Below are 22,406 nucleotides of genomic sequence, written 5' to 3'. Positions count from 1 at the left end.
AAAAAGGAGAGAGATGATGAAAGTATGGATTCTATTGGCTCTTACACTCCCGTTGGCCGCCTGTTCCAGCCTGACGACCGAGCCGGAGCGAGAAACGGTGGCGGCTTATGATCTGAGCGATCTCGATCGGGATGGTGTTATTACCGCAAGGGACAACTGTCTGGATTCGGTCACGAATTCGGAGGTGGATAACGGCGGCTGTGGCGGTAGTGCCTATAAGGCGCTGCAGCAGGATATCATTATCCTGTTTGCCCACGACCGCTCGGAGATCACGCCCAAATACCGGGATGAAATCAACCAGATGGCGACCTTCATGAAGCAAAACCCCGACCTTAAGTTATTGCTGGAAGGGCATGCGAGCAAGGTAGGCAGCGACGAGTATAACCTGGCCCTGTCCAAGCGTCGGGCCGAAGCGGCGCGGCGTGCCCTGATGAAAGCCGGGGTTGAGGGTAATCACCTGGAGATCATCGGTTATGGTGAGAGCGCCCCCTTGCTGATGGGCGAAGATGAACAATCTGCCGCCGCCAATCGACGGGTGGTGGGAGCGCTGACCAGTATGAAGGAAGGAGCCAGAATGCGCTGGAATGTCTATAGCGTTGAAAACTCCGACAAATAATGGGTCGATTTTTACACCGGCTCTGTGGGCTGGCGGTGCTGAGCATAGTGCTTGGCGCGCCAGCCCAGTCGTTACTGGATGAAGATGAAAACATGGCCGAGGCGGTACACCGGTTTTATGGTGACAAGGCCGCGAACCGTCTTCGTGGCTGGCGACAACTGGTACGTGAGGGGCAGGTTACAGACTGGAGCGACAGAGAAACCCTGTCTCGGGTCAACATCTTCTTCAATCGTCTGCATTTTATCGACGATATCAAGTTGTGGGGCAAAAACGACTACTGGGCGACCCCACTGGAATTTTTAGGTGCGGGAGGCGGTGATTGTGAAGACTTTAGTGTAGCCAAGTATTTCTCGTTGCGGGAGCTGGGCATTGACGATGACAAGCTGCGGCTGGTGTACGTCAAGGCGCTGGAACTGAATCAGTTTCATATGGTGGTTGCCTATTATCCGACGGCGTCCGCGGTGCCTTTGATCCTGGATAATCTAGACGGCACCATTCGGCGGGCAACGGAACGCGGCGATCTTGAGCCTATTTACAGTTTTAACGGTCAACATCTGTGGCTGATGCGTGAGCGAGGTCAGGGCGAGCTGGCTGGCAAGGCATCACGACTGTCTCTTTGGAATGATTTACGTGGCCGTGTCGATGTCAAGCGACTGCAGCGGCCCAGCATGAATTTGGACGGCTAACTATGACTCTATACCGGCAACTTCTGGTGACCATGCTGTTGCTCTTTGCCCTGTTGTTTATGACGGCCTATTCGGTGCAGTTCAGTTCAACCCGAAGCTATCTGGCGCAACAGCAGGAAACCACGGTGATCAATACCGTCACTTCGCTGGGGTTGGCGTTAACACCTTATTTGGAAACCAGCGATACCCTGGGCGCCGAGTCGGTGATCAATGCGGTATTCGATGGGGGCTTTTATCGTAAGGTGCAACTCGACTTGCTGGCGGCCGGCCAGCAGATTACCCGCGAACATCAGGCTCAGCCCCGGGACGTGCCGGACTGGTTTGTTGATCTGGGACTCTTTGACGGTGCCCGGCACGAAGCGGTGCTGACCTCTGGCTGGTTACAGCTGGGGAAACTGTATGTTGAAGGGCATCCGGGGCAGGCGTATCACGAACTCTGGCTGGGCATGAGCCGGCTGGCGGCCTGGTTTGTGGTCTGTTTTCTGCTGGTGTGGGGGTTGCTGATACTGGCATTGCGTTATTTGCTGAAGCCGTTGCACGATATTGAAATTCAGGCGCGGGAAATTGAACTGCATCACTTTGGCAAGGTAATCCCCCTGCCGGGCACCCGCGAGCTCAGAGAAGTGGTCTCGGCCATCAACAACATGGCCGGCAAGCTGGAAGTCCAGTTCAGAGAGCAGGCCGATGAGGCGGAGCGTCTTCGATACAAGGCGTTTCTGGATGAGACTTCGGGACTGGGTAACAGGGCCTATTTTGTGTCACGGAGCCAGTCCTGGATCGGCGATGGTACCGGTGGCGCCGTTTTGCTGATAGCGGTCGATATGCTGGAGCAGCTATATCAGGATGAAGGCTTTGATGCCCGGGATCAGATGGTGAGAGCCATTGCCGATCATCTGCGCCGGCTTTGCCGGCGCTTCGGCGAATATGCACTGGCGCGTATTTCCGCTTACGAGTATGCCCTGCTGGTGCCGGAGTCCGATGCCGAACGGCTTGCACTGCTGGGCGACGAGATTAATCGCCTGATTGCCGATCTGGTGATCGATCCGGTGAATGGCCGGGATATCTCGGTGGTGGGAGGGGTCTTGGTGCAGTCCGGTGACGATATCGGTCTGTTGCTGACCAGTGCCGATAATGCCTTGAACAAGGCGCGCATGAACGAAGCCGGTGCCGTGGTGATCGAATACCATCAGGAAGCAGACAAGATAGGCCGGTTGGCCTGGAAGAAGATACTGGAAGAGGCGTTGGCAGAAGACCGCTTCGAGTTGAGCAGTCAGTCGGTGCTGGATTTCAAGGGGCAGCTGCATCATGAAGAGCTGTATATCGGCATTCGCCACGACGGTGCTATCCACAGTGCCGGCCATTTTCTGCCGGTTGCAGAGCAGTTCAATATGGGAGTGAAACTGGACCTGCATATAGTGCAGCGGGCGCTGAGGCTGTTGACGGAGCGGCCGGAACTGCGACTGGCGGTGAACCTTGCCTCGAACAGTTGCCACCAGGCTGGATTCTGGCATGAACTCAGCCTGCTACTCGACCGGCATACCGGCGTGTGCTCCCGACTGTTTCTGGACGTGCCTGAAAGTGCCTTTGCTTTTGGCAAGCAATCACTGACGGCGCCTCTGACCTCCCTGAAGGTGGCTTGGGGCATAGATCATTTCGGTCGACATTTCGATTTATTGACCCAGATTGGAGGGCTGGCTCCTCACTACGTCAAGCTGGATCACGGTTACACCAGCCAGGTGGCACAACCGGGTTACGACGATGCCTTTCTGGCGGCGGTATGCCGCGCGGCGCATAACATGGGCGCAGTAACCATCGCTACTCGAGTGGAAACGGACAGGCAGGTCGATATTCTCAAAACGCTGCATGTGGATGCCTATCAGGGCTTTGTCAGTCCGCCCAGACGACTCGATTAATCGTTCTATTTTTTCGATGTAACAGGTGGCTGGCCTTCGGCTAGCTGCCTATATATTGAGCAGGATCTAAGTGATTTTCGGCCCTAGCCTTAAGGTAATAAAAGGCGAATAGGGATACAAAGACATGGAAACCACTCGAATCGACAGTGCTGTTAAAATCGTCAGTCTGCAAGGGAAAGCCTTCATCATCGGCCAGGATGGTACCGTAGAACCCGTCAGTGCGGGACAGGTATTGCTGCCTGGCACCCTGCTGCTGACCGATAGCAACTCCCGAATTGTCTACGCTGACGCCTCGTCAGCAGATACGTCACCTACCCCTCCCGCCGATGATGTGGCCATGGTGGATGCCGAAGCCATGCAGGCGGTCATTCTGGCCGGACTCGACCCGACCAAACTCTTTGGTGCTCCTGCCGCAGGTAATGCGGCGCGGGTAGCCACCTTCGATGGCAGCAGTGGTAATGCTGGCTTCGTGGTGGTGGACAGAGAGGGGAATGCCGTTATCTCTGAGGCGGGTTTTGATACACGTTTTGCACCCGAGGCGTTTGCCTCGCAGCTGCGGGTGCTGCCGGAGGATGAGCCTGACTCTATTCCGGAATTGGTGGTCATTATCGATCCGCCATTAACCCCGCCGGGGAATTTACCCCAGCTTCCTGAAGGTGGCGCCTTTGTTGAAGAAAGCGCCTTGCCCGGGGGAACTAATGCAACCAGTAATAATGAATCGGCCACCGGATACTTTGATATCGACACAGGTACCGACGATCTGGCGAAGATTGAGGTTCGGCTGGCCAATGGCGACTGGATTGATGTTACCGGGGGAGGGACGGTTGCCGGCCAGTATGGCACCTTGGTGGTGACTCTGGTTGATGGTGTTTATCGGTGGCAATACGATCTGAATGGCGCGACCGATCACCCCATTGCCGACAAGATAGCCGATGAAGACATTCTCAAGGATATGTTTGATGTTCGGGTCACCGACGACGATGGTGATCAGGCTTCGGCGGGATTGACCATCAATGTGCTTGATGATGGCCCTGTGGCTGTGGACGACAGTTATCAGGTGAGCGAGAGTGGTTTGCCCAGCTATAACCTGGTACTGGTGATCGATACCTCGGGCAGCATGGGGTGGATCATCGATGGCCCCGGTGTTCCGGGAGATACCGGTGTCGCTGGCTCCCCGAACCGACTTGAGCTGGCCAAGGAAGCCCTGATCAATCTGATCAACAGTTATCAGAAAATTGGCGATAATCTGAATATCAGTGTGATTGATTTCGGCTCCAGGGTAAAAAACAGTGCGGATAACCTGTCGGTCGAGGAAGCCATTGCCCATATCAACTCGCTGACCGCCAACGGCACGACCAATTACACCGATCCGTTGGGAGATGCACAGACTATCCTGGGCGAGCAACTCAACAGCTTGCCGGATTATGAGCACAAGGTCTATTTCCTGTCCGATGGCTACCCGAATGCCGGTACGGCCCCAGACGGTTGGCAAGCGTTTGTCGACGACAATGGTATCGATGTTATCGCCGTGGGTATCAGTATCCCCGAATCTGCCGTTGCCGAGCTCAATAAAGTCGGTAACAGCACCGATACCACGCTGATCATCATGGATCCTGAAGAACTGGACGATGCCCTGCAAGGTACGGTGCCCAATCCCACCTTGCTTACCGGTAATGTATTGCTCAATGATGTGGCCGGCGCGGATGGCCTGGGTGGGGTGATATCTGTTGCCATTCTGGTCTCCGATGCCTCTGCCTATGAGAATCAGGAAGGTATCACCGTCAGCGATCGAGGCGATGGGACTTTCCTTGTTACCTACACAGTTCCCGAGTCCGGCATGGTCGATATCCTGACCGAACTTGGCGGTATTCTGACCATAGGCCGCGATGGCAGCTTCAGTTACAGTGGCCCCGGTAATGTGGATAATGACACCACGGAAAGCTTTTTCTATAACATGGTGGACAGCGATGGTGATACCAGCGCTGCCAGGCTGGAGATCACCATCATAGATGGAGATACCAGCATCAGATTGCTGGGGCTGGATGTAGCGGGAGGGGAGCAGACCCTGTATGAACAGCATCTTCCTCTGGGGACGGATCCCCAGCCGAACCAACTGGTAAAAACCGGGGTATTCAGTTATGAAGCGGAAGGAACCGTCAAGGATCTGACGATAGCTGGTGTCAAGGTCCTGCAGAACGGCGCCTATAAGGGCAACGGTGACGGAGAGGTCGTGATTGTCGATGATGCGGGACGCCTGCTGGTGATCACCGGATATGACGAACTTAGCAGGACCTTCAGCTATAGCTATACCCTGAAAGATAACACCCTGTTGCATAATAGTGCCGGCAAGGACAGCCTGAGCGAACACTATCAGGTGTTTATCAGTGACACTCAGGGCGCCACCGATATCGCCTCGCTGGATATCAATATCGTGGATGACATACCCGTCGTCAATGTGGTGCAGAACGGTGTCATGGGTAATTTCGCCGGTACCCTGAGTGGTATGGTTGACATTGCCTTCGGTGCAGATGGACTGGGTTCACAGACGTTGTCTGGCACGCCCCCCAGCGATGCATTGATTTACAAAACCGTCAGCAATCCGGACGGTTCCTCGGTGCTGACCGCAAGCTTGAATGATGGCAGCGGGGACATCTATTTTATTCTGACCCTGCATCCGGATGGCAACTATGACTTCGAGCTGGTCAATCCCGACCCCGTCATTGCGGTAACCAAGGCCTTGACCGGGCTCACCCCCGGCGGGCCGGTCACCAGCCTGGATCTCTCGATCAACGGTATTACTGCAACCTTCACCGAGCTGCATCCAAGTCCTGGTGAAAAGGGGATCAACTCATCCAACAACGGCATGGGCATAGACGATAATCGCATCAATGGCAGCGATGTGATGAAGGTGGCGTTTAGCTCGGATATTTCAAACACGAGTTTTACCCTTAACAAGCTAAGTAACAAAAGCACTAGCATCGATATACTGACCTGGGCGGTATTCAGTTCAGGGCTGTTGGTCTCGGCGGGGACCTGGACGCCTCCTGCCGGTACCGGCGAAGGTGATAAGGTGGTTTTCAATATTCTGGATCCTGTCGCCGGCTCGACGATGACCTATACACATGGGTCTGCCGAGGCGATAGAAGCCAGCGGCTTTGATGAATTGCAGCTTGGGTCGTCAGTAGGTGATTACCGTCTGCTGGATATCACCGTATACGAAGAAATCTTCCCTGATGATGTCAACCTCAGCTTCAGTATCGATGCCGCCGATGGCGATGGCGATATGGTCAGTACCGCATTCGATATCACCATAGAGGGAAGCGGAAAGGAAGCATCGGGCTTTACGTTGTCAGGCACCGATGCCGATGAAGTATTGCTGGGCGGTGCAGGCAACGACACCCTGAATGGCGGGGGAGGCAATGATGTGTTGAATGGCGGCCTGGGCGATAACATTCTGACCGGTGGCAGTGGGATCGATACCTTCCGCTTTACCGAGGCCGATGCCGGTTCGGTCAATATCATCAAGGACTTTACAAAAGGCATCGATATCCTCGATCTCAAGGCATTGCTGGTCGGTGAGGAATCCGGGAGTATTTCCGATTATCTGACATTTAGCATGGATAACGGCGATACCCTACTGCAGGTATCCCCGAGCGGCGGTGGCGGTGATAGCCAGCAAATCCGTTTTGAAAACGTCGATCTGCTGGATCTGTACGGGGCGGCCAGCAGTGCGGACCTCATCAACGCCATGCTGGTTGAACAGACTCTGGTGGTAGACAGCTGACATAAGGGCGGGACGACCGCCTTTTCTTGACAGACACAGAGGTGAATATGGCCAAGGTGACCACGGTTCTACTGCAGGGGGTCAGCTATCGTTGGGATGGCCAGGATATTCTGGTCGACGACGGTGTCGGTATACCCTGGCCACTCGGCGGCCATGCACTGGAGCAGGTTGAGCTCTTCGATGGCGAAGGGGAGTCGGTGGCGGCATTTACCATCGACTTCGAAGGGCAGCGGTGGTTCTTGTCCGGGCCGGGTGCTCCGGGGGACATCATTCTTCTGGATGAGATGGGCGTCTCTCTGGCTGTCTATCCACCAGGAATGGAAGAAGGAATGCCGTTGCCATCGAATGTTCTGATATTACCGGAGTCGGCCGAGTCGATGGCCACCGACGAGCTGGTGGTGCTGGATCTGGACGACATTCTCTACGAAAGCGAGCAGTTGGAGCCGATACTGGTCGCGACTTCGGCTGACACAGCGCACCTCGACGGTGAGCTGATCGACGATGTGATCAACTGGCTGGCGGTGTATAGTCATCATGATTAAACAGGTTGTCCCCATCCGGGGCGACCTTGGCGCTTGCTTATCATGAGGCTTTATTATGCGTATCTCTTCACTGGGTAGCCTTTCGTTGTTGCCTCTGCTGTTCAGCTCTACCACCTTTGCCATCTCCGTTCCCGATAATCCCCATCTGGTGACACAGGGACAGGCGGAAATACGGGTGGCTCCCGATATGGCGACCCTGTCGGTGGCGGTGACCGCGCTCAAGCCGGAAAGCCGGCTGGCGAAAGAAGAAGTGGACACCAAAGTGGCGGCGCTGTTCAGCAGCCTGGCGAACCTTGGGATCGGCAAGAAGGACATCGACAGCGGCAACGTGATCACCCGTCCCGATTATACTTATCCGAAGAACGGCGAGGGCCCCAAGCTGGTCGGTTATCAGGCCGAACGCCAGATCAGCGTGCGATTGTATGATCTGGATCTGTTGAGTCAGGCCCTGAACAAGATACTGGAACAGGGTATTCAGACAATTCAGCAGGTCAGTTACGGCCGGCGCAATGCAGACGAATTACATCGAGAAGCACGGCTGGCGGCGGTAGCCAATGCCAAGGATCTGGCGGAAGAACTGGCTCGGGAATTCGGGCACAAGCTGGGTGGAGTCTATGCCATCGAGTATCAGCCTCAGGAGTCGACGGTGCCCCCCCGGCATTTTGGCATGATGAACAAAATGGCCTCGCAAGAAGCGCTGGATGCCAGTTATGTACAGAATGAAATCCAGTTTACCGACCGGGTACAAGTGGTATTCAATCTGGACTGAACGGCACCGAGGAGGCGAATGGAATCGCCATATTTACAGCGGGAAGATTAAAAAAAATTTATAACTTAAAAAAACGTGACTTTGGTTACATAAATTCCCTAAAGGCGATGTTTTTGGTACTTTATGGTGATACTAACGCAGCAGTCATAAAGGACCAGGTAATGGCTAACCATTCTTTAGATAAAGAAAAAATTAAAATTTTATTACTGGAAGGGGTACACCCGGGCACCGTTGAATCTTTCAAAAATGCGGGTTACAGCAACATCGACTACCTGAAAACCTCGCTGGCGGAAGATGAACTGAAAGAACGCATCAAAGACGTTCATTTCGTCGGTTTGCGCTCGCGGACCCAACTGACAGAAGCGGTACTGGACGTCGCCGACAAGCTGGTCGCCATCGGCTGTTTCTGTATCGGTACCAATCAGGTCAATCTGAGCGCCGCCGAAATTCGCGGTATTCCGGTATTCAATGCCCCCTTCTCCAACACCCGCAGCGTGGCCGAACTGGTATTGGGTGAACTGCTGCTGTTACTGCGTGGTATTCCCGAACGTAATGCGCTGGCCCATCGCGGCGAATGGCAGAAAACCGCCCATCATTCCTTTGAAGCCCGTGGTAAACGCCTGGGTATTATCGGTTATGGCCATATCGGTATTCAGCTTGGCATTATCGCCGAGGGTATCGGTATGCAGGTGTCTTATTATGATATCGAAAGCAAGCTGTCACTGGGTAACGCCAATCAGGTAGCCAGCCTGCAAGAGCTGCTGAATATGTCCGACGTGGTGTCATTGCACGTGCCGGAAACCCCGCAGACCAGGAACATGCTGGGTGCCGAAGAGCTGGCGATGATGAAGCCGGGCGCCATTCTGATCAACGCCTCTCGCGGAACCGTCGTGGATATCGATGCACTGGCCGCAGCACTTGCCAGCAAGCACATTGCCGGAGCCGCCATCGATGTGTTCCCGGTTGAGCCCAAGTCCAACGACGAAGAGTTCGTGTCACCCTTGCGTGAGTTTGATAACGTGATCCTGACGCCGCATATCGGTGGATCCACCCAGGAAGCCCAGGAAAATATCGGTTATGAAGTGGCCGGCAAGCTTATCAAATATTCCGATAACGGCTCTACCCTGTCTGCGGTCAACTTCCCCGAGGTGTCTCTGCCCGAGCATCCCGATACCAGCCGCCTGTTGCATATTCACCACAACAAGCCGGGTATTCTGAGCCAGATAGTGCAGGCCTTTGCCGCCGAAGATATCAACATCGCGGCCCAGTATCTGCAGACCTCGCCCAGGATTGGTTATGTGGTCATAGAAGTGGAAACGGCACAAAGCGATCAGGCGCTGGAAAAGCTGAAGAGCATCGAGGGCACCATTCGCGCCCGAATCTTGCACTGATTTAAAGCATTAGCCATTAAAAAGGGGCCTGGGCCCCTTTTTTTTATAATGTCTGCGGATGGATATCGAGTTCGTCCACAAAACGCTCCACGCTTATCTCGGCCTGTTTCACCTCGTCAAAGCTGGCAATATGGTAGACCGCATCCCCTTCGTTAACCAAGGGCATGGTCAGACAGCCAATCACTATGCCTCCCTTGGGGGCTATCACTTCACAGACCTCCGCTCCCAGCGGCGCGGTAATGGTACCCAGGCATTCCCCCTTGCTCACCCTGTCACCCAGTCGGGCCTTGAGATGTAAAAGACCGTCTTGCTCGGCACGGATCCAGGCGCTGGATTTGGCGATCATCGGGTTCATCCGGGCTTTAGTCACCGAGGGCTTCAGCATGCCGAGAGTGCGCATTACGTTTAATACGCCGCGGGTACCGGCCTTTATGGCCACCGGGTCGAAGCGCAGGGCCTCGCCGGCTTCGTACAGGATCACCGGAATGTCGCGGCTTTCTGCCACTGCCCGCAGCGAACCATCGCGGATGCTGGAGTCCAGGATCACCGGCGCGCCAAAGCTCTCGGACATCTCACGGGTGATGTCGCAGTCCAGCTGGGCCCGGATCTGGGGCAGGTTGGAGCGGTGAATGGCGCCGGTGTGCAGGTCGATGATGTGCGAGCACTTGTTGACGATTTCATCGACGAAAAAATGCGCCACCCGTGAGCCGAGCGAGCCTTTTTCCGAGCCGGGGAAACAGCGGTTCAGATCCCGCCGGTCCGGAAGATAGCGCGACTTGTGAATAAAACCGAACACATTGACCACAGGGACCGCGATCAGGGTGCCTTTGAGCCGGGCCGGGTTGACCCGGCTCAATACCTGATTGACGATCTCGATGCCGTTGAGTTCGTCGCCGTGAATGGCGGCGCAGATCAACAGCACTGGGCCGGCATGCTTGCCGTGCACCACTTCCAGCGGCACCGTCAGCGGCGATTGGGTATAAAGCTGGGCCAGCGCCAGCTGCAGTACCTTGCGCTGGCCCGGGGCAACCTGATCCCCGGCGATGTGAAAAGGAACGACCATTAGCCTCGCTCCCGGGTCTTGGTCTTTTTATGGACGTTATTTTCGATGTACTGGATCATCAAGTCCGCCACGTCTTTGCCGGTCGCAACCTCGATGCCCTGCAGGCCCGGCGATGAGTTGACCTCCATCACCAGCGGACCGCGCTTGGAACGCAGCAGGTCAACCCCGGCCACACTCAGGCCCATGGCCCGGGCAGACGCGATGGCGGTCTTGCGTTCTTCCGGGCTGATGCGGATCAGCTGCGCCGCGCCGCCCCGGTGCAGGTTGGAACGAAACTCACCTTCCTTTGCCTGACGCTTCATGGCGGCGATGACCTTGTCACCCAGCACGAAGCAGCGAATGTCGGCGCCGCCGGCCTCTTCGATAAATTCCTGTACCATGATGTTGGCCTTGAGGCCCATAAAGGCTTCGAGCACACTTTCGGCGGCCTTGCGGGTTTCCGCCAGTACCACCCCTATGCCCTGGGTGCCTTCCAGCAGCTTGATGACCAGCGGTGCACCGCCCACCATGTCGATCAGATCGGGTACATCGTCGGGCTTGCAGGCGAAGCCGGTTACCGGCATGCCCACGCCCTGGCCCGACAGCAATTGCAGCGAGCGCAACTTGTCGCGGGAGCGGCTGATGGCGGCGGAGTGGTTCAGCGAATAACCGTTCATCATCTCGAACTGGCGCAATACGGCGGTGCCGTAGAAAGTTACGCTGGCACCGATGCGCGGAATAATCGCATCGAAGTGCTCGAGTTCCTCACCGTGATAGTGAATAGAGGGCTTGTTGTCGTTGATGTTCATGTAGCACTTGAGGGCATCGATGATGCGCACCTCATGGCCCCGGGCCGTGGCGGCTTCGCGCAGGCGGCGGGTGGAATACAGGGATGCATTGCGTGAAAGAATGGCAATTTTCATGGGTGTGGCACGGCTCTCTATCCGTTGGTATTCAGGGGAGACAATTCAGGCCCTCTATCTACGCTATCCAACGGCATTGCGCCAACAAGAAATACCGGGGCTGAAGCCAAAAATATTCGAATATATCTTTAACGTAGCAGTGTTGGCCTGTTTTTACGCCAATAACGGTCTGGCTGGGTGATTTTTGAGCATGTTCTTCCTTTGTGGCTCTGTCTATGTCTAAATAGAGTCATGCCTGTGCCGGTGATCTTTGCACCGGCCCCTTCCATCGCTAAGGAGGAATGATGTCTGACCGTCTGACTTCGTCTTTTACCGATACGCTGACCCTGGGTCAGAAATCCTATCTTTATTACTGTCTGCAAAAACTGCCTCAGAGCCAGGAACTGGCTCGACTGCCCAAATCGTTGAAAGTACTGACCGAAAACCTGCTGCGTAACCTGGATGGCGACACAGTAACCAAGGATGATATTGCCGCCATGGCCGACTGGCTGAAGCGGGGCGCGTCTGATAGGGAAATTGCCTTTCGCCCGTTACGGGTGCTGATGCAGGACTTTACCGGGGTGCCGGCGGTGGTGGATTTGGCCGCCATGCGCGATGCGGTACGGCGGCTGGGCGGCAAGGCCGAGCAGGTGAACCCGCTGTCGGCGGTGGATCTGGTGATCGACCACTCCGTGATGGTGGATGCCTTCGCCAGCGAGCAGGCCTTTGCCACTAACGTGGACATGGAGATGGCCCGTAACGGTGAGCGTTATGCCTTCTTGCGCTGGGGCCAGCAAACCTTCGACAACTTCCGGGTGGTGCCGCCCGGCACCGGCATCTGTCACCAGGTCAACCTGGAATACCTGGGCCAGACGGTCTGGCAACAACAGCAGGACGGCACTACGGTCATCTGCCCTGATACCCTGGTCGGTACCGACTCTCATACCACTATGATCAACGCACTGGGGATCCTCGGCTGGGGCGTGGGCGGCATCGAGGCCGAGGCGGCCATGCTGGGCCAGCCGGTGTCGATGCTGATCCCCGAGGTAGTGGGCTTCAAGCTCACCGGCAAGCTGCGAGAAGGCATTACCGCCACCGATCTGGTGCTGACGGTGGTGCAGATGCTGCGTAACAAAGGCGTGGTCGGCAAGTTCGTGGAATTCTACGGTGACGGTCTGGCCTCCTTGCCGCTGGCTGACCGCGCCACCATCGCCAACATGGCACCGGAATACGGCGCCACCTGCGGCTTCTTCCCGGTAGACGAAGAAACCCTGCGCTACCTGACCCTCACCGGTCGCAGTGAGGAGCAGGTGGAACTGGTTGAAGCCTATAGCAAGGCGCAGGGGCTGTGGCGACATGCCGGCGACGAGCCGATGTTTACCGATACCCTCAGCCTGGACATGGGCGAGGTGGAAGCCTGTCTGGCCGGGCCCAAACGGCCGCAAGACAGGGTCGAACTGTCGAAGGTACCCGAGATATTCGGCCAGAGTTGTGAACTCCGGGTAGATCAGGATCAGAAAGACTGTCTGGAAGGCGAGGGCGGGCAAACGGCGGTGGCGGCCAGACAGTCGCTGGAAGCCGAATTTTCGCTGAACAGTACCCGTTACAAGCTGAAAGACGGCGCCGTGGTCATTGCTGCCATCACCTCCTGTACCAACACCTCCAACCCGAGCGTGCTGATGGCCGCCGGGCTGCTGGCCAAGGCGGCGACCGAGAAGGGCCTGACGAGGGCGCCCTGGGTCAAAAGCTCGCTGGCGCCGGGCTCCAAGGTGGTGACCGACTATCTTGAGAAAGCCGGCCTGATGACCTACCTGGAACAGCTGGGCTTTTATCTGGTCGGCTATGGCTGCACCACCTGTATCGGTAACTCGGGCCCCTTGCCCGATCCCATCGAGCAGGCCATTAAAAAACACGACCTGACCGTGGCGGCGGTGCTGTCGGGCAACCGCAACTTCGAAGGGCGAATTCACCCCTTCGTGAAGTCCAACTGGCTGGCCTCACCGCCGTTGGTGGTGGCTTACGCCCTGGCCGGCAGCATGAATGTCGACCTGACCCGCGAGCCGCTCGGTACCGGCAAAGACGGCAAGCCGGTTTATCTGAAAGATATCTGGCCTTCGCAGCAGGCTATTGCCGAGGCGGTGGAGCTGGTCAACAGAGAGATGTTCCATAAGGAATACGCCGCGGTATTCGATGGTGATGAGCGCTGGCAGGCCATCGAAGTGGAAGACAGCAGCACCTTCAACTGGCAGCAAGACTCCAGTTACATTCAGCATCCGCCGTTTTTCCAGACCATGGCCAAAGAGCCGGAGCCGGTGGAAGACATCGCTCAGGCCCGGTTGCTGGCCATTATGGGTGACTCGGTTACCACCGACCATATTTCTCCGGCCGGCAGTATCAAGGCCGACAGTCCGGCGGGCAAGTACCTGCAGTCGCTGGGCGTGGAGCGTAAAGACTTCAACTCCTACGGCTCTCGCCGCGGCAACCACGAGGTGATGATGCGCGGCACCTTTGCCAATATCCGCATTCGTAACCAAATGCTGGAAGACGTGGAGGGTGGCGAAACCCGGCATTACCCCAGTGGCGAGCAGCTGTCGATTTACGACGCCGCCATGCGTTATCAGGAAGAAGGGGTGCCGCTGGTGGTGGTGGCCGGTAAGGAATACGGCACCGGCTCCAGCCGCGACTGGGCGGCCAAGGGCACTTTATTGCTGGGGGTGCGCGCCGTGATTGCCGAGTCTTACGAGCGTATTCACCGCTCCAACCTGATTGGCATGGGCGTGGTTCCGCTGGAGTTTATCGGCGACAGTGCCGAGAGCCTGGGGTTGAAAGGCGACGAGTTGATCAGCATCAAGGGTCTGAATGACCTGACGCCCGGCAAGGAGCTGGTGGTGAAGATAGAAGGGGACGACGGCAAGGCGCAGGAGATCAAGGTGCGCTGTCGTATCGATACCGGTAACGAACTGACCTATTACCGGCACGGCGGCATACTGCACTACGTGATCCGACGCATGCTGGCGTAAAGGAAGCCGTCAGCTTTGATGGCAGCAGGAAATCGGGCAAAGGGCACTACTCTGCCGACACGCTGTAAACCCCTCCCTGGGGGCTCAGCCGCGCCATCCCTGGCGCGGCCGGGAAATGCTCCTGCCGTCCAGGCATTCCCGCCGTCCATGGCGGTCAGATGGTCGTCTGAGCAGATTCCCTTTGTCCTCCACCGGCAGCGGAGTCGTCTGATGGCACCACCTGCCGACAGCTCCTCATCATGGAAGAGGCTGCAGGGATTGCCTCAGCCGACCGTCACATGCCATGGCCGAAAAATGCTCCTGCCGTTCCGGCATTCCCGCCATCCCTGGCGGTCAGATGGCATGTGCTGAGCGTTACATGGGGCGAGCTTGTCTCGCCGTGACGAACGGTTGCAGCCTGACCGAACATCCAGTGAATGTTCGCAGCAGGCTGAAACAGTTCGTGTCATTTCACCGAAGCGTGTCGGAGGAGGCAACCCTGTTGCCTCTTTGAGCGATACAAGCAGGCTGATCGCTTAAAGCTGACAGCTTTCCTTTTAACCCAGGGTTGCCAGAATCACTTGGGAGGGCGCGAAGCGGGCCTGTACCCGGTCGCCGGTGTTTAATTGCAGTCGGTGGCTGTCCGTTTTTGACAGCAGGGCACAGAGCGGCTCGCCCTGATCCAGCTTAAGTTCATATTCATCGAATTCTTCCCCCGGCACTATCTCGGTAATGATTCCCGGCAAGCGGTTATCGCGGTCGTCGGCCACCGCCGTATTTTCCGGCTCAAGCTGCACCCAGGGTGCCTTGATCAGCGCCAGTACTTCCTTGCCGGGAGCCAGCCCCAGACGATGGCTGCTGCGTTCGGTTATGTCCGCATAGAGCTGGGTGCCGCCGTTCATCTGTAAACAAACCTTGCGACTGAGGTCGGTCGGATCCAGTGAGAGTACCCGGGTAAAAAACTGGTTGCGGGCACTGGTCTGCAGCGAGAAGCGGGCCACTACCGACAACAGGCTGTCGAGGGAGGTGGACTCGTCCTGCAGGGCATTTACCGCCATGCGCTCTATCTGCTCCAGCAGGCGATAAACCTTGAGCAGCCTTTCGCCATAGGGCGTGAGCAGGGCGCCGCCGCCGCCCTTGCCACCGGTTTCGCTCTCGACAACTGGATGGTCGGCCAGTGTGTTGATCTCCCTGACCGCATCCCAGGCTGACTTGTAGCTGATACCGGCTGCTTTGGCGCCCTGGCTGATCGAGCCCTGGGCGCGGATCTGCTCCAGCAGGCGGATGCGCCGGGGATTAACGAACAGTTTATCCTGGCTGTGCAGGTTCAGCAGTAGTTGCAGCTCCATCGGGAGTCCTCTAAGTCGACTGGCGCCATTGTGGCGAAGCCGGAGCCGGTGTTCAAATGATTATCCCCGGCGGCTCTGTCACTCCTGGGTGACCTAGAGACAAGAAGCGTTGTGTTTTTATTTATACAGCGATAGAGTGCCAGTCATTATGTATCTTTTTATATAGCCAGTGGATGGATGAAGATATGAAGAAGACACCGTACTTGCCCCTGCTGTTTGCTCTGCTGGGATGCTCCGCGCCGCTGGCTGCCGATGAAATTCGGGTGGCGGTGGCCACCAACTTCATAGATGTGATGGAACAGCTGGGTAAAAACTTCGGCGAGCAAAGCGGGCACAAGGTGTTGGTGTCTTCCGGATCCACCGGCAAGCTCTATGCCCAGATCAAGAACGGGGCGCCTTTCGATGTCTTTCTCGCGGCTGATGAAGAGCGTCCGACCCTGCTGGATGAAGAAGGGGTCGCCATCGCCGACAGCCGTTTCACCTATGCCTTGGGCAAACTGGTGCTGTGGAGTCCGACCGCCGATGTGGTCGATGAAACGTTGCAGGTACTGAAAGCGCAGAACTTTGATTTTCTCGCCATCGCCAACCCGAGGACCGCGCCCTACGGCCGCGCCGCGCAGCAGGTGCTGGAGACGCTGGGCTGTTGGGAGGCGGTGCAACCCAGGATGGTACGGGGCGAAAACATCGGCCAGGCCTATCAGTATGTTTACAGCCGGAACGCCCAGCTGGGTTTTGTCGCCAAGTCCCAGATTTTCAAAGACGACGTCTTTGCCGACGGCTCTTACTGGCAGGTTCCGGAATACTTGTACGATCCCATAGTGCAGCAGGCGGTGTTGCTGAAAGAGGGCACAGCTGCCCGGCATCTGCTGGACTATCTCCGCTCGCCGGCGGCTGCCAGAGTGATCGAGTCCTACGGCTATGGCGTGGTCGCAGCCCGATAATCCTTATTGACGGAAGGAAGAAGGATGTTGCTGTCTCCGGATGATCTGGCAGCCCTGCTGCTGACCCTGCGCCTGGCGGCCGTCACCGTGCTGGTGTTGCTGCTGATTGGCATGCCGCTGGCCTGGTGGCTGAGCCAGAGTCGTTGCCGGTTCAAGACGCTGGTGGAGGCGGTGGTGGCGCTACCACTGGTCTTGCCGCCGACGGTGCTGGGTTTTTACCTCTTGCTGGCGCTGGGGCCGAACGGCATCTTCGGTATGACCTCCCAAGCGCTGGGCGGCGGCACCCTGGCCTTCAGTTTTACCGGTCTGGTGATCGGCTCGGCCTTTTATTCTCTGCCCTTTGTGGTGCAGCCCTTGCAGGGCGCCTTCGCCAGCATTGGCCGACGACCGCTGGAAGTGGCTGCCACCCTGCGGGCCTCACCGCTCGACCGGTTTTTTACCGTGGTGCTGCCGCTGGCCCGTAATGGTTTTTTAACGGCGGTGGTGCTCGGCTTTGCCCATACCCTGGGCGAGTTTGGCGTCGTGTTAATGATCGGCGGCAATATACCGGGAGCGACCCAGGTGATTTCCATCGCCATCTATGATCATGTCGAAACCCTGCAATACGGGGACGCGCACCTGCTGTCGGGCATCTTGCTGGTGTTGTCGTTCAGCATCTTGCTGCTGGTGTATGCGCTCAACCGGCGCTTTGCGGTGGTGCATCCATGACCATCAAGGCGGCCTTTACCGTACAACGAAAAGACTTCCGGCTGGAGGTGGACGTCGAGCTGCCCGCCACCGGCGTCACCGCCCTGTTTGGCCCTTCCGGTTGCGGCAAGACCACCCTGTTGCGGGCCATGGCCGGTCTGGAGCGCTGTCCCGGCCACTTTTGGCTCGACGACCAATGCTGGCAGAGTGACGGCTTTTTCATGCCAACCCATAAAAGGCGGCTCGGCTACGTCTTTCAGGAGGCCAGCCTCTTTGCGCACCTGTCGGTGCAGGGCAATCTCGATTATGGCTGGCGGCGACTGCCGGTGGCGCAGCGCAGGGACGACAGGGACGAGATCATCGACTGGCTGGGTTTAGGGCCGCTGTTGCGGCAGCGGGCGACCGAGCTGTCCGGCGGTCAGCGCCAACGGGTAGCCATCGGCCGGGCCCTGCTCACCAGCCCCCGGCTGCTGCTGCTGGACGAGCCGCTGTCGGCGCTCGATACCCGAGCGAAAAGAGAAATACTGCCCCTGCTCGAACGGTTATCGGCTCAGGCCCGGGTGCCGGTGTTTTATGTCACTCACGCGCCGGAAGAAGTGGAGCGGCTGGCCGACCGGGTTCTGCTGATGGAGCGAGGGCGCATTACCCACAACGACAGCCTGCAGCAGGCCCTGGCCCGGCCCCGAAGTCCCTTATTCAGGAATGATGAAGCCGCCGCCATTCTGGAAGGCCGGCTCGAACAGACCCTGGCCGATGGTCGTCGGCCCTTTGACTGCGATGCCGGCCGGCTGTGGCTGGCGGGTTCGCATGCCGCCGGGGACGGCCCGGCGCGGTTGCGCATTCTGGCCAGTGACGTCAGCGTGGCCCTGACACCGGTACCCGATATTTCCATACTCAACCAGCTGCCGGCGAGGGTGCAGAGTCTGACGCCGAATTCCGAGGGGAGGGTGTTACTGATGCTGAAGCTTGCCGGAGGCCAGCAGATTCCGGCGCAGTTGTCCGCCTATTCGGTCGGGCAATTGCAACTGACAGCGGGGAGTGGATGCTACGCCCTGATCAAGGCGGCGGCACTGGTTGACTGATAAACGGCTGCGTCCGGGCGGACGCAGCCAGACGCGATCAGGCGCCTTTGCGGACCACGCCATTCGGGGTGCCAATCAGTAGCACATCGGCGCCGCGTTCGGCGAACAGGCCATTGGTGACCACGCCGACGATGGCGTTGATGCGGGCTTCCAGAGCCTTGGGCTCGGTGATCTGCAGGCCCTGTACATCCAGAATATGGTTGCCGTTGTCGGTGATAACACCTTCCCGATACACAGGCTTTCCACCGAGCTTGATCAGCTCGCGGGCCACGTATTCCCGCGCCATGGGGATCACTTCTACCGGCAGCGGGAAGCTGCCCATCACCTCTACGGTTTTGGTGCCATCGACGATACAGATGAAACGATCGGCCACGGCGGCGACGATTTTTTCCCGGGTCAGGGCCGCACCGCCGCCCTTGATCATGGCCATGCTGCCGTCGATTTCATCGGCGCCATCCACATAGACGTTGAGCTCGCTGATGTCGTTGAGGTCAAACACCGGAATGCCCAGCTCTTTCAGGCGTACGGTAGAGGCTTCGGAGCTGGAGACGGCACCCTTTATCTTGTCCTTCACCGAGCCCAGGGCGTCGATAAAGTGGTTCACGGTCGAACCGGTGCCCACACCGACGATGGTGCCCGGGGTCACGTAATCCAGCGCTGCCCAACCGGCGGCTTTTTTCATCTCATCTTGTGTCATTACTTTCTTTCTCTCGCTCAGGGCTGTCTTGCTTACGGCGGTCTGCTGCCCGTGGCCGTCTGCTACAAAGGTGGTGCGCATTATAGCAAAGCACACTTGCCTTGCATGCGGCTTTATACCAGTTTGAATAAAGGTCTGATCATTTTTTAACCCGGGTTCAGAGGCAACACAGCCACCTCCCACGACACGCCATAAACTCATCCCTGAGGCTCGGAAATGCCGTCCATGGCATTTCACGGTCGTGGTAGTCGATCTCTGTTGTCTCTTCTCGATCACCGAGTTGTCTGTAGACGACGCTAACAGGCAGCTCCTTGGCATCAGGGAGGACAAAGGGATCTGCTCCGCCGACCCTCCGCGCCAAGGATGGCGCGGCGGAGCCTACATGGATGTATTCACGGCGTGTCGGCGGAGCGGGCCCTTTGTCTGGGATTGAGATAACAGTCAAAAAGATCGATTTTTTAATCCGATGGCTTTTACCAGCGCCAATGTTGATCAGGTGTGATCAGTTCCGGCAGGGGAATATCCCAGCTGTCGGTGGGAATGGCGGGTAGTTGCTGGCAATTGTGGGCCAGACCCACAGGGCGCGGTCCCAGACCATGGCGCCAGGCGGCCAGGGTGCGGTCGTAAAAACCACCGCCCATGCCGATGCGATTGCCAGTGGAGTCGAAGGCGACCAGCGGGGTATAGATGATGTCCAGCTCCTGCTTTGGCAGCAACAGGCGAATATCGAGCCTGGGCTCGGGAATACCGAAGCGGTTGGCCGTCATCGCAGTATCGGGATCGTAGCGAAGAAACAGCAGATGACCGGGGCTGAAGTGGTGCAGCACCGGCAGGTACACCCGGGTGCCCTGAGACCAATACCAGTCGATCAGGGGCTGGGGATCCAGCTCGCCGTCGTTGGCGAGATAGAGCGCCACCTTATCGGCTCGGGCCAGGTGAGAGGCATCGGCCACATGCTGGATGATCACCTCGGACGCCGCTTGTTGTTCTGCCGTCGTCAGCTGGCGACGAGCCAGTCGTATCTGCTGTCTTATATGATGTCTTTCGCTCATATATTGCTTCCTGCTCATTAAATCCATCGTGAAGTGTGAGATGCGGGCCACTCGGTGTTCAAAAAAGAGGCAACAGAGAACGGCTCCCGCGACCGTGAAATGCCATGGCCGGAAAATGCTCCTGCCGTTCCGGCATTCCCGCCTTCCATGGCGGTCAGATGGCATTTCCGAGCTTACATGGATGTACTCGTAGCGTGTAGTGGGAGGCGGCTGTGTTGCCTCTGGATTCAAATCCGACAAGGTGATCTGGGGCTTAATGGGATTGAAGTCACCTCACTCCTCTCGGCTGTTCAGTGATTCCAGGGACTGCTTTTCAGCCGAACATACAATTCTTCCACTTCGGCACGTGCCCAAGGGGTGCGGCGTAGAAAGGTCAGGCTGGATTTGATGCTGGGGTCTTTCTTGAAACAGTTGATATTGACCCGACGGGCCAGCTCTTCCCAGCCATAACGCTCGACCAGTTCGGTCAGCAGATCCTTGAGGGTGATGCCGTGCAGCGGGTTCTTGGGTTGTTCAGTCATTCAATGGCTACCTGTCACGAAAATTATTCGTGAAGATTGTAACAGGATTTTGCATATCGGATAGGGAGGACGCTGCGCCGAGGCGACACAAGGTCATGTAACTTATATAACAGAGGGGGATCCCCAGGGTGCCGTTGCAGGTGTTAGTCCTTGAACCCGTTGGTTCAAGGCGGAAATCCGGTATCTACCGCAGGCTTCTCGGTCGGGCCGAGCATGCTCAATAGTAAATAACACGGCTTTCCTGTGCTGTGATTATCGGCTCAGGGACGCCACCCGACTGACGGACACCCCAGGGAAAGCTAAACTTTTATCTAAACGCTCCTATACCTAGCCTACTTTGCTGGCCAGGGCGTCTTCAATCGTATGCTGAAGCATCTTGATGCGTTTGTCCATGGCATCAGCATATTGGTAGTTCTTGTCTTTTTCAAGCTCAAGCTCATGGCACACGTTCAGGGCCAGCATAATGGCGATTTGCTCATTGGAGCCTGCTTTACCGCCCTGCTTGAACTTGTGGATCCGCTCATTGAGCATATCGGATGCCCGTTGCAATGCCGCTTCCTGCCCAACAGGACAGGCCACCTTGTAAGGGCGCCCGAGAATAACGATGTCGATTGCCGCTGTGGTCATGTGATCCTCAGATAGCTGATTGCAATAGGCTATGAAATTCTGGCGACTATATAGCGGCGCACCAGAAGTTTCAAGGGGTTGCTGGCCTGAGCGTGGTCAGAATGCTAGGATCTGCCCCATATCCGCCACCTTTTTGCCAATAGAGTAAATGATGAACGACAACGCCCGTCTCAACTACGACGCCTTCACCACCTTGCTGGAACACCACAATATGGTGGTGACCGCCGCCGAAGTACATGGCGTTATTTGCGGTCTTATCTGCGGCGGCATGGCCAAGGACGACGCCCGCTGGCAGGAGCATTTCAATGCCTTGCTGAACGACGATTTTGGTTTGCCCTCAGAGCTGAAAAAAGCGGTCAACCTGCTGTTTAGCCGAGTCTATGACGAGCTGGTCAGCCAGAGCCGATTCGAACTGCTGATGCCAGAAGATGACGAGCCGCTGGATGAGCGGCTGGATGCAATGATGGAGTGGGCCGGCGCCTTTCTGGCCGGGTTCGGTGTGGTGCAAGTGGAGCTGAACAAGGCCTCACCCGAACTGCAGGAAATGATCCAGGACATCAGCAGCATCACCCAGGTTGCCAGCGACTTCGATCAGGAAGACGAAGAAAGCGAAACCGCCTTCGTGGTGCTGTATGAACACCTGAAGCTGGGCGCCACCCTGGCGTTTGAAGAGTTCGGCAAGGGTCAGGCTGCCCCTAAACGCCCCACCTTGCATTAATCACGACAGCTCAGCGTTATGACCCATTATGATGTGGTAATCAACGGCGGCGGCATGGTCGGCGCCGTGCTGGCGCTGGGCCTGAGCG

The 22,406-nt window shown here is 57.1% G+C and carries 19 protein-coding genes and 1 other RNA gene; 12 read left to right on the top strand and 8 right to left on the bottom strand.

Features of this window, described 5'->3' with window-relative positions:
* The first annotated feature begins 16 nt into the window (after positions 1-16).
* The 7 genes from UN63_RS09760 to serA all read left to right on the top strand — a co-directional run bounded on the left by UN63_RS09760 (position 17) and on the right by serA (position 9,701).
* Entirely contained in the window at positions 17-616 is a 600-nt protein-coding gene (locus tag UN63_RS09760) for an OmpA family protein (protein WP_104486571.1), read from the top strand.
* Positions 616-1,302, top strand: coding sequence for a transglutaminase-like cysteine peptidase (locus UN63_RS09755; RefSeq protein ID WP_104486570.1), 687 nt, complete (start codon positions 616-618; stop codon positions 1,300-1,302). Before UN63_RS09760 ends, UN63_RS09755 begins: the two co-directional genes overlap by 1 nt.
* A 2-nt stretch (positions 1,303-1,304) precedes the next feature.
* On the top strand, positions 1,305-3,215 hold the full coding sequence (locus UN63_RS09750) for an EAL domain-containing protein (RefSeq protein WP_104486569.1): 1,911 nt from the start codon (positions 1,305-1,307) through the stop codon (positions 3,213-3,215).
* Positions 3,216-3,339: 124 nt separating this feature from the next.
* Entirely contained in the window at positions 3,340-6,999 is a 3,660-nt protein-coding gene (locus tag UN63_RS09745) for a retention module-containing protein (protein ID WP_104486568.1), read from the top strand.
* A gap of 47 nt (positions 7,000-7,046) precedes the next feature.
* The gene (locus UN63_RS09740) at positions 7,047-7,541 is read left to right on the top strand and encodes a hypothetical protein (protein WP_104486567.1); all 495 of its coding nucleotides are present in this window, start codon (positions 7,047-7,049) and stop codon (positions 7,539-7,541) included.
* A gap of 55 nt (positions 7,542-7,596) precedes the next feature.
* Positions 7,597-8,310, top strand: coding sequence for an SIMPL domain-containing protein (locus tag UN63_RS09735; protein WP_104486566.1), 714 nt, complete (start codon positions 7,597-7,599; stop codon positions 8,308-8,310).
* A 161-nt stretch (positions 8,311-8,471) separates the two neighbouring features.
* Positions 8,472-9,701, top strand: a complete 1,230-nt coding sequence (gene serA, locus UN63_RS09730) for a phosphoglycerate dehydrogenase (RefSeq protein ID WP_104486565.1) — start codon at positions 8,472-8,474, stop codon at positions 9,699-9,701.
* Positions 9,702-9,744: 43 nt separating this feature from the next.
* On the opposite strand, the gene UN63_RS09725 is transcribed toward serA, so the two are convergent.
* Together UN63_RS09725 and rimK are read right to left on the bottom strand one after the other, a co-directional pair.
* Positions 9,745-10,764, bottom strand: coding sequence for a succinylglutamate desuccinylase/aspartoacylase family protein (locus UN63_RS09725; RefSeq protein ID WP_104486564.1), 1,020 nt, complete (start codon positions 10,762-10,764; stop codon positions 9,745-9,747).
* Positions 10,764-11,666, bottom strand: coding sequence for a 30S ribosomal protein S6--L-glutamate ligase (gene rimK, locus UN63_RS09720; protein ID WP_104486563.1), 903 nt, complete (start codon positions 11,664-11,666; stop codon positions 10,764-10,766). The genes UN63_RS09725 and rimK overlap by 1 nt, the downstream gene beginning before the upstream one ends.
* Before the next feature lie 284 nt (positions 11,667-11,950).
* On the opposite strand from rimK, the gene acnA reads away from it, so the two are divergent.
* A complete protein-coding gene (gene acnA, locus UN63_RS09715; protein WP_104486562.1) occupies positions 11,951-14,665 on the top strand; it encodes an aconitate hydratase AcnA in 2,715 nt (904 codons plus the stop codon).
* A gap of 536 nt (positions 14,666-15,201) precedes the next feature.
* On the opposite strand, the gene UN63_RS09710 is transcribed toward acnA, so the two are convergent.
* Complete coding sequence (locus UN63_RS09710) at positions 15,202-15,993, bottom strand: TOBE domain-containing protein (protein ID WP_104486561.1); 792 nt, start codon at positions 15,991-15,993, stop codon at positions 15,202-15,204.
* 185 nt (positions 15,994-16,178) lie between these two features.
* Between UN63_RS09710 and modA the strand changes: the two genes are divergently transcribed.
* From modA to modC, 3 genes are read left to right on the top strand one after another with little or no spacing between them, the layout of a single operon-like run.
* Complete coding sequence (modA, locus tag UN63_RS09705; protein ID WP_219821111.1) at positions 16,179-16,934, top strand: molybdate ABC transporter substrate-binding protein; 756 nt, start codon at positions 16,179-16,181, stop codon at positions 16,932-16,934.
* A 30-nt stretch (positions 16,935-16,964) separates the two neighbouring features.
* The gene (gene modB / locus UN63_RS09700) at positions 16,965-17,642 is read left to right on the top strand and encodes a molybdate ABC transporter permease subunit (protein ID WP_219821113.1); all 678 of its coding nucleotides are present in this window, start codon (positions 16,965-16,967) and stop codon (positions 17,640-17,642) included.
* Complete coding sequence (modC, locus tag UN63_RS09695) at positions 17,639-18,703, top strand: molybdenum ABC transporter ATP-binding protein (RefSeq protein WP_104486559.1); 1,065 nt, start codon at positions 17,639-17,641, stop codon at positions 18,701-18,703. Before modB ends, modC begins: the two co-directional genes overlap by 4 nt.
* A 37-nt stretch (positions 18,704-18,740) precedes the next feature.
* On the opposite strand, the gene rpiA is transcribed toward modC, so the two are convergent.
* The 5 genes from rpiA to zapA all read right to left on the bottom strand — a co-directional run bounded on the left by rpiA (position 18,741) and on the right by zapA (position 21,600).
* Positions 18,741-19,400, bottom strand: a complete 660-nt coding sequence (rpiA, locus tag UN63_RS09690; protein ID WP_104486595.1) for a ribose-5-phosphate isomerase RpiA — start codon at positions 19,398-19,400, stop codon at positions 18,741-18,743.
* A gap of 473 nt (positions 19,401-19,873) precedes the next feature.
* On the bottom strand, positions 19,874-20,452 hold the full coding sequence (locus UN63_RS09685) for a 5-formyltetrahydrofolate cyclo-ligase (RefSeq protein ID WP_104486558.1): 579 nt from the start codon (positions 20,450-20,452) through the stop codon (positions 19,874-19,876).
* 290 nt (positions 20,453-20,742) lie between these two features.
* A complete protein-coding gene (locus UN63_RS09680; protein WP_104486557.1) occupies positions 20,743-20,973 on the bottom strand; it encodes a VF530 family protein in 231 nt (76 codons plus the stop codon).
* 116 nt (positions 20,974-21,089) lie between these two features.
* Positions 21,090-21,272, bottom strand: a non-coding RNA gene (gene ssrS, locus UN63_RS09675) — 6S RNA.
* Between the two features lie 28 nt (positions 21,273-21,300).
* Positions 21,301-21,600 carry a cell division protein ZapA gene (zapA, locus tag UN63_RS09670; RefSeq protein WP_104486556.1) on the bottom strand — a complete coding sequence of 100 codons (300 nt, stop codon included), beginning with the start codon at positions 21,598-21,600 and terminating at the stop codon, positions 21,301-21,303.
* Between the two features lie 151 nt (positions 21,601-21,751).
* Here zapA and UN63_RS09665 point away from each other — a divergent pair, with 151 nt between their 5' ends.
* A complete protein-coding gene (locus UN63_RS09665) occupies positions 21,752-22,318 on the top strand; it encodes a UPF0149 family protein (RefSeq protein ID WP_104486555.1) in 567 nt (188 codons plus the stop codon).
* The last annotated feature ends 88 nt before the right edge of the window (positions 22,319-22,406 follow it).

Source organism: Oceanisphaera arctica (assembly GCF_002936955.1).
Taxonomy (GTDB): Bacteria; Pseudomonadota; Gammaproteobacteria; order Enterobacterales; family Aeromonadaceae; genus Oceanimonas; species Oceanimonas arctica.
Note: the sequence above shows the minus strand (reverse complement) of the source record. Positions and strands in the feature narration are given on the sequence as shown.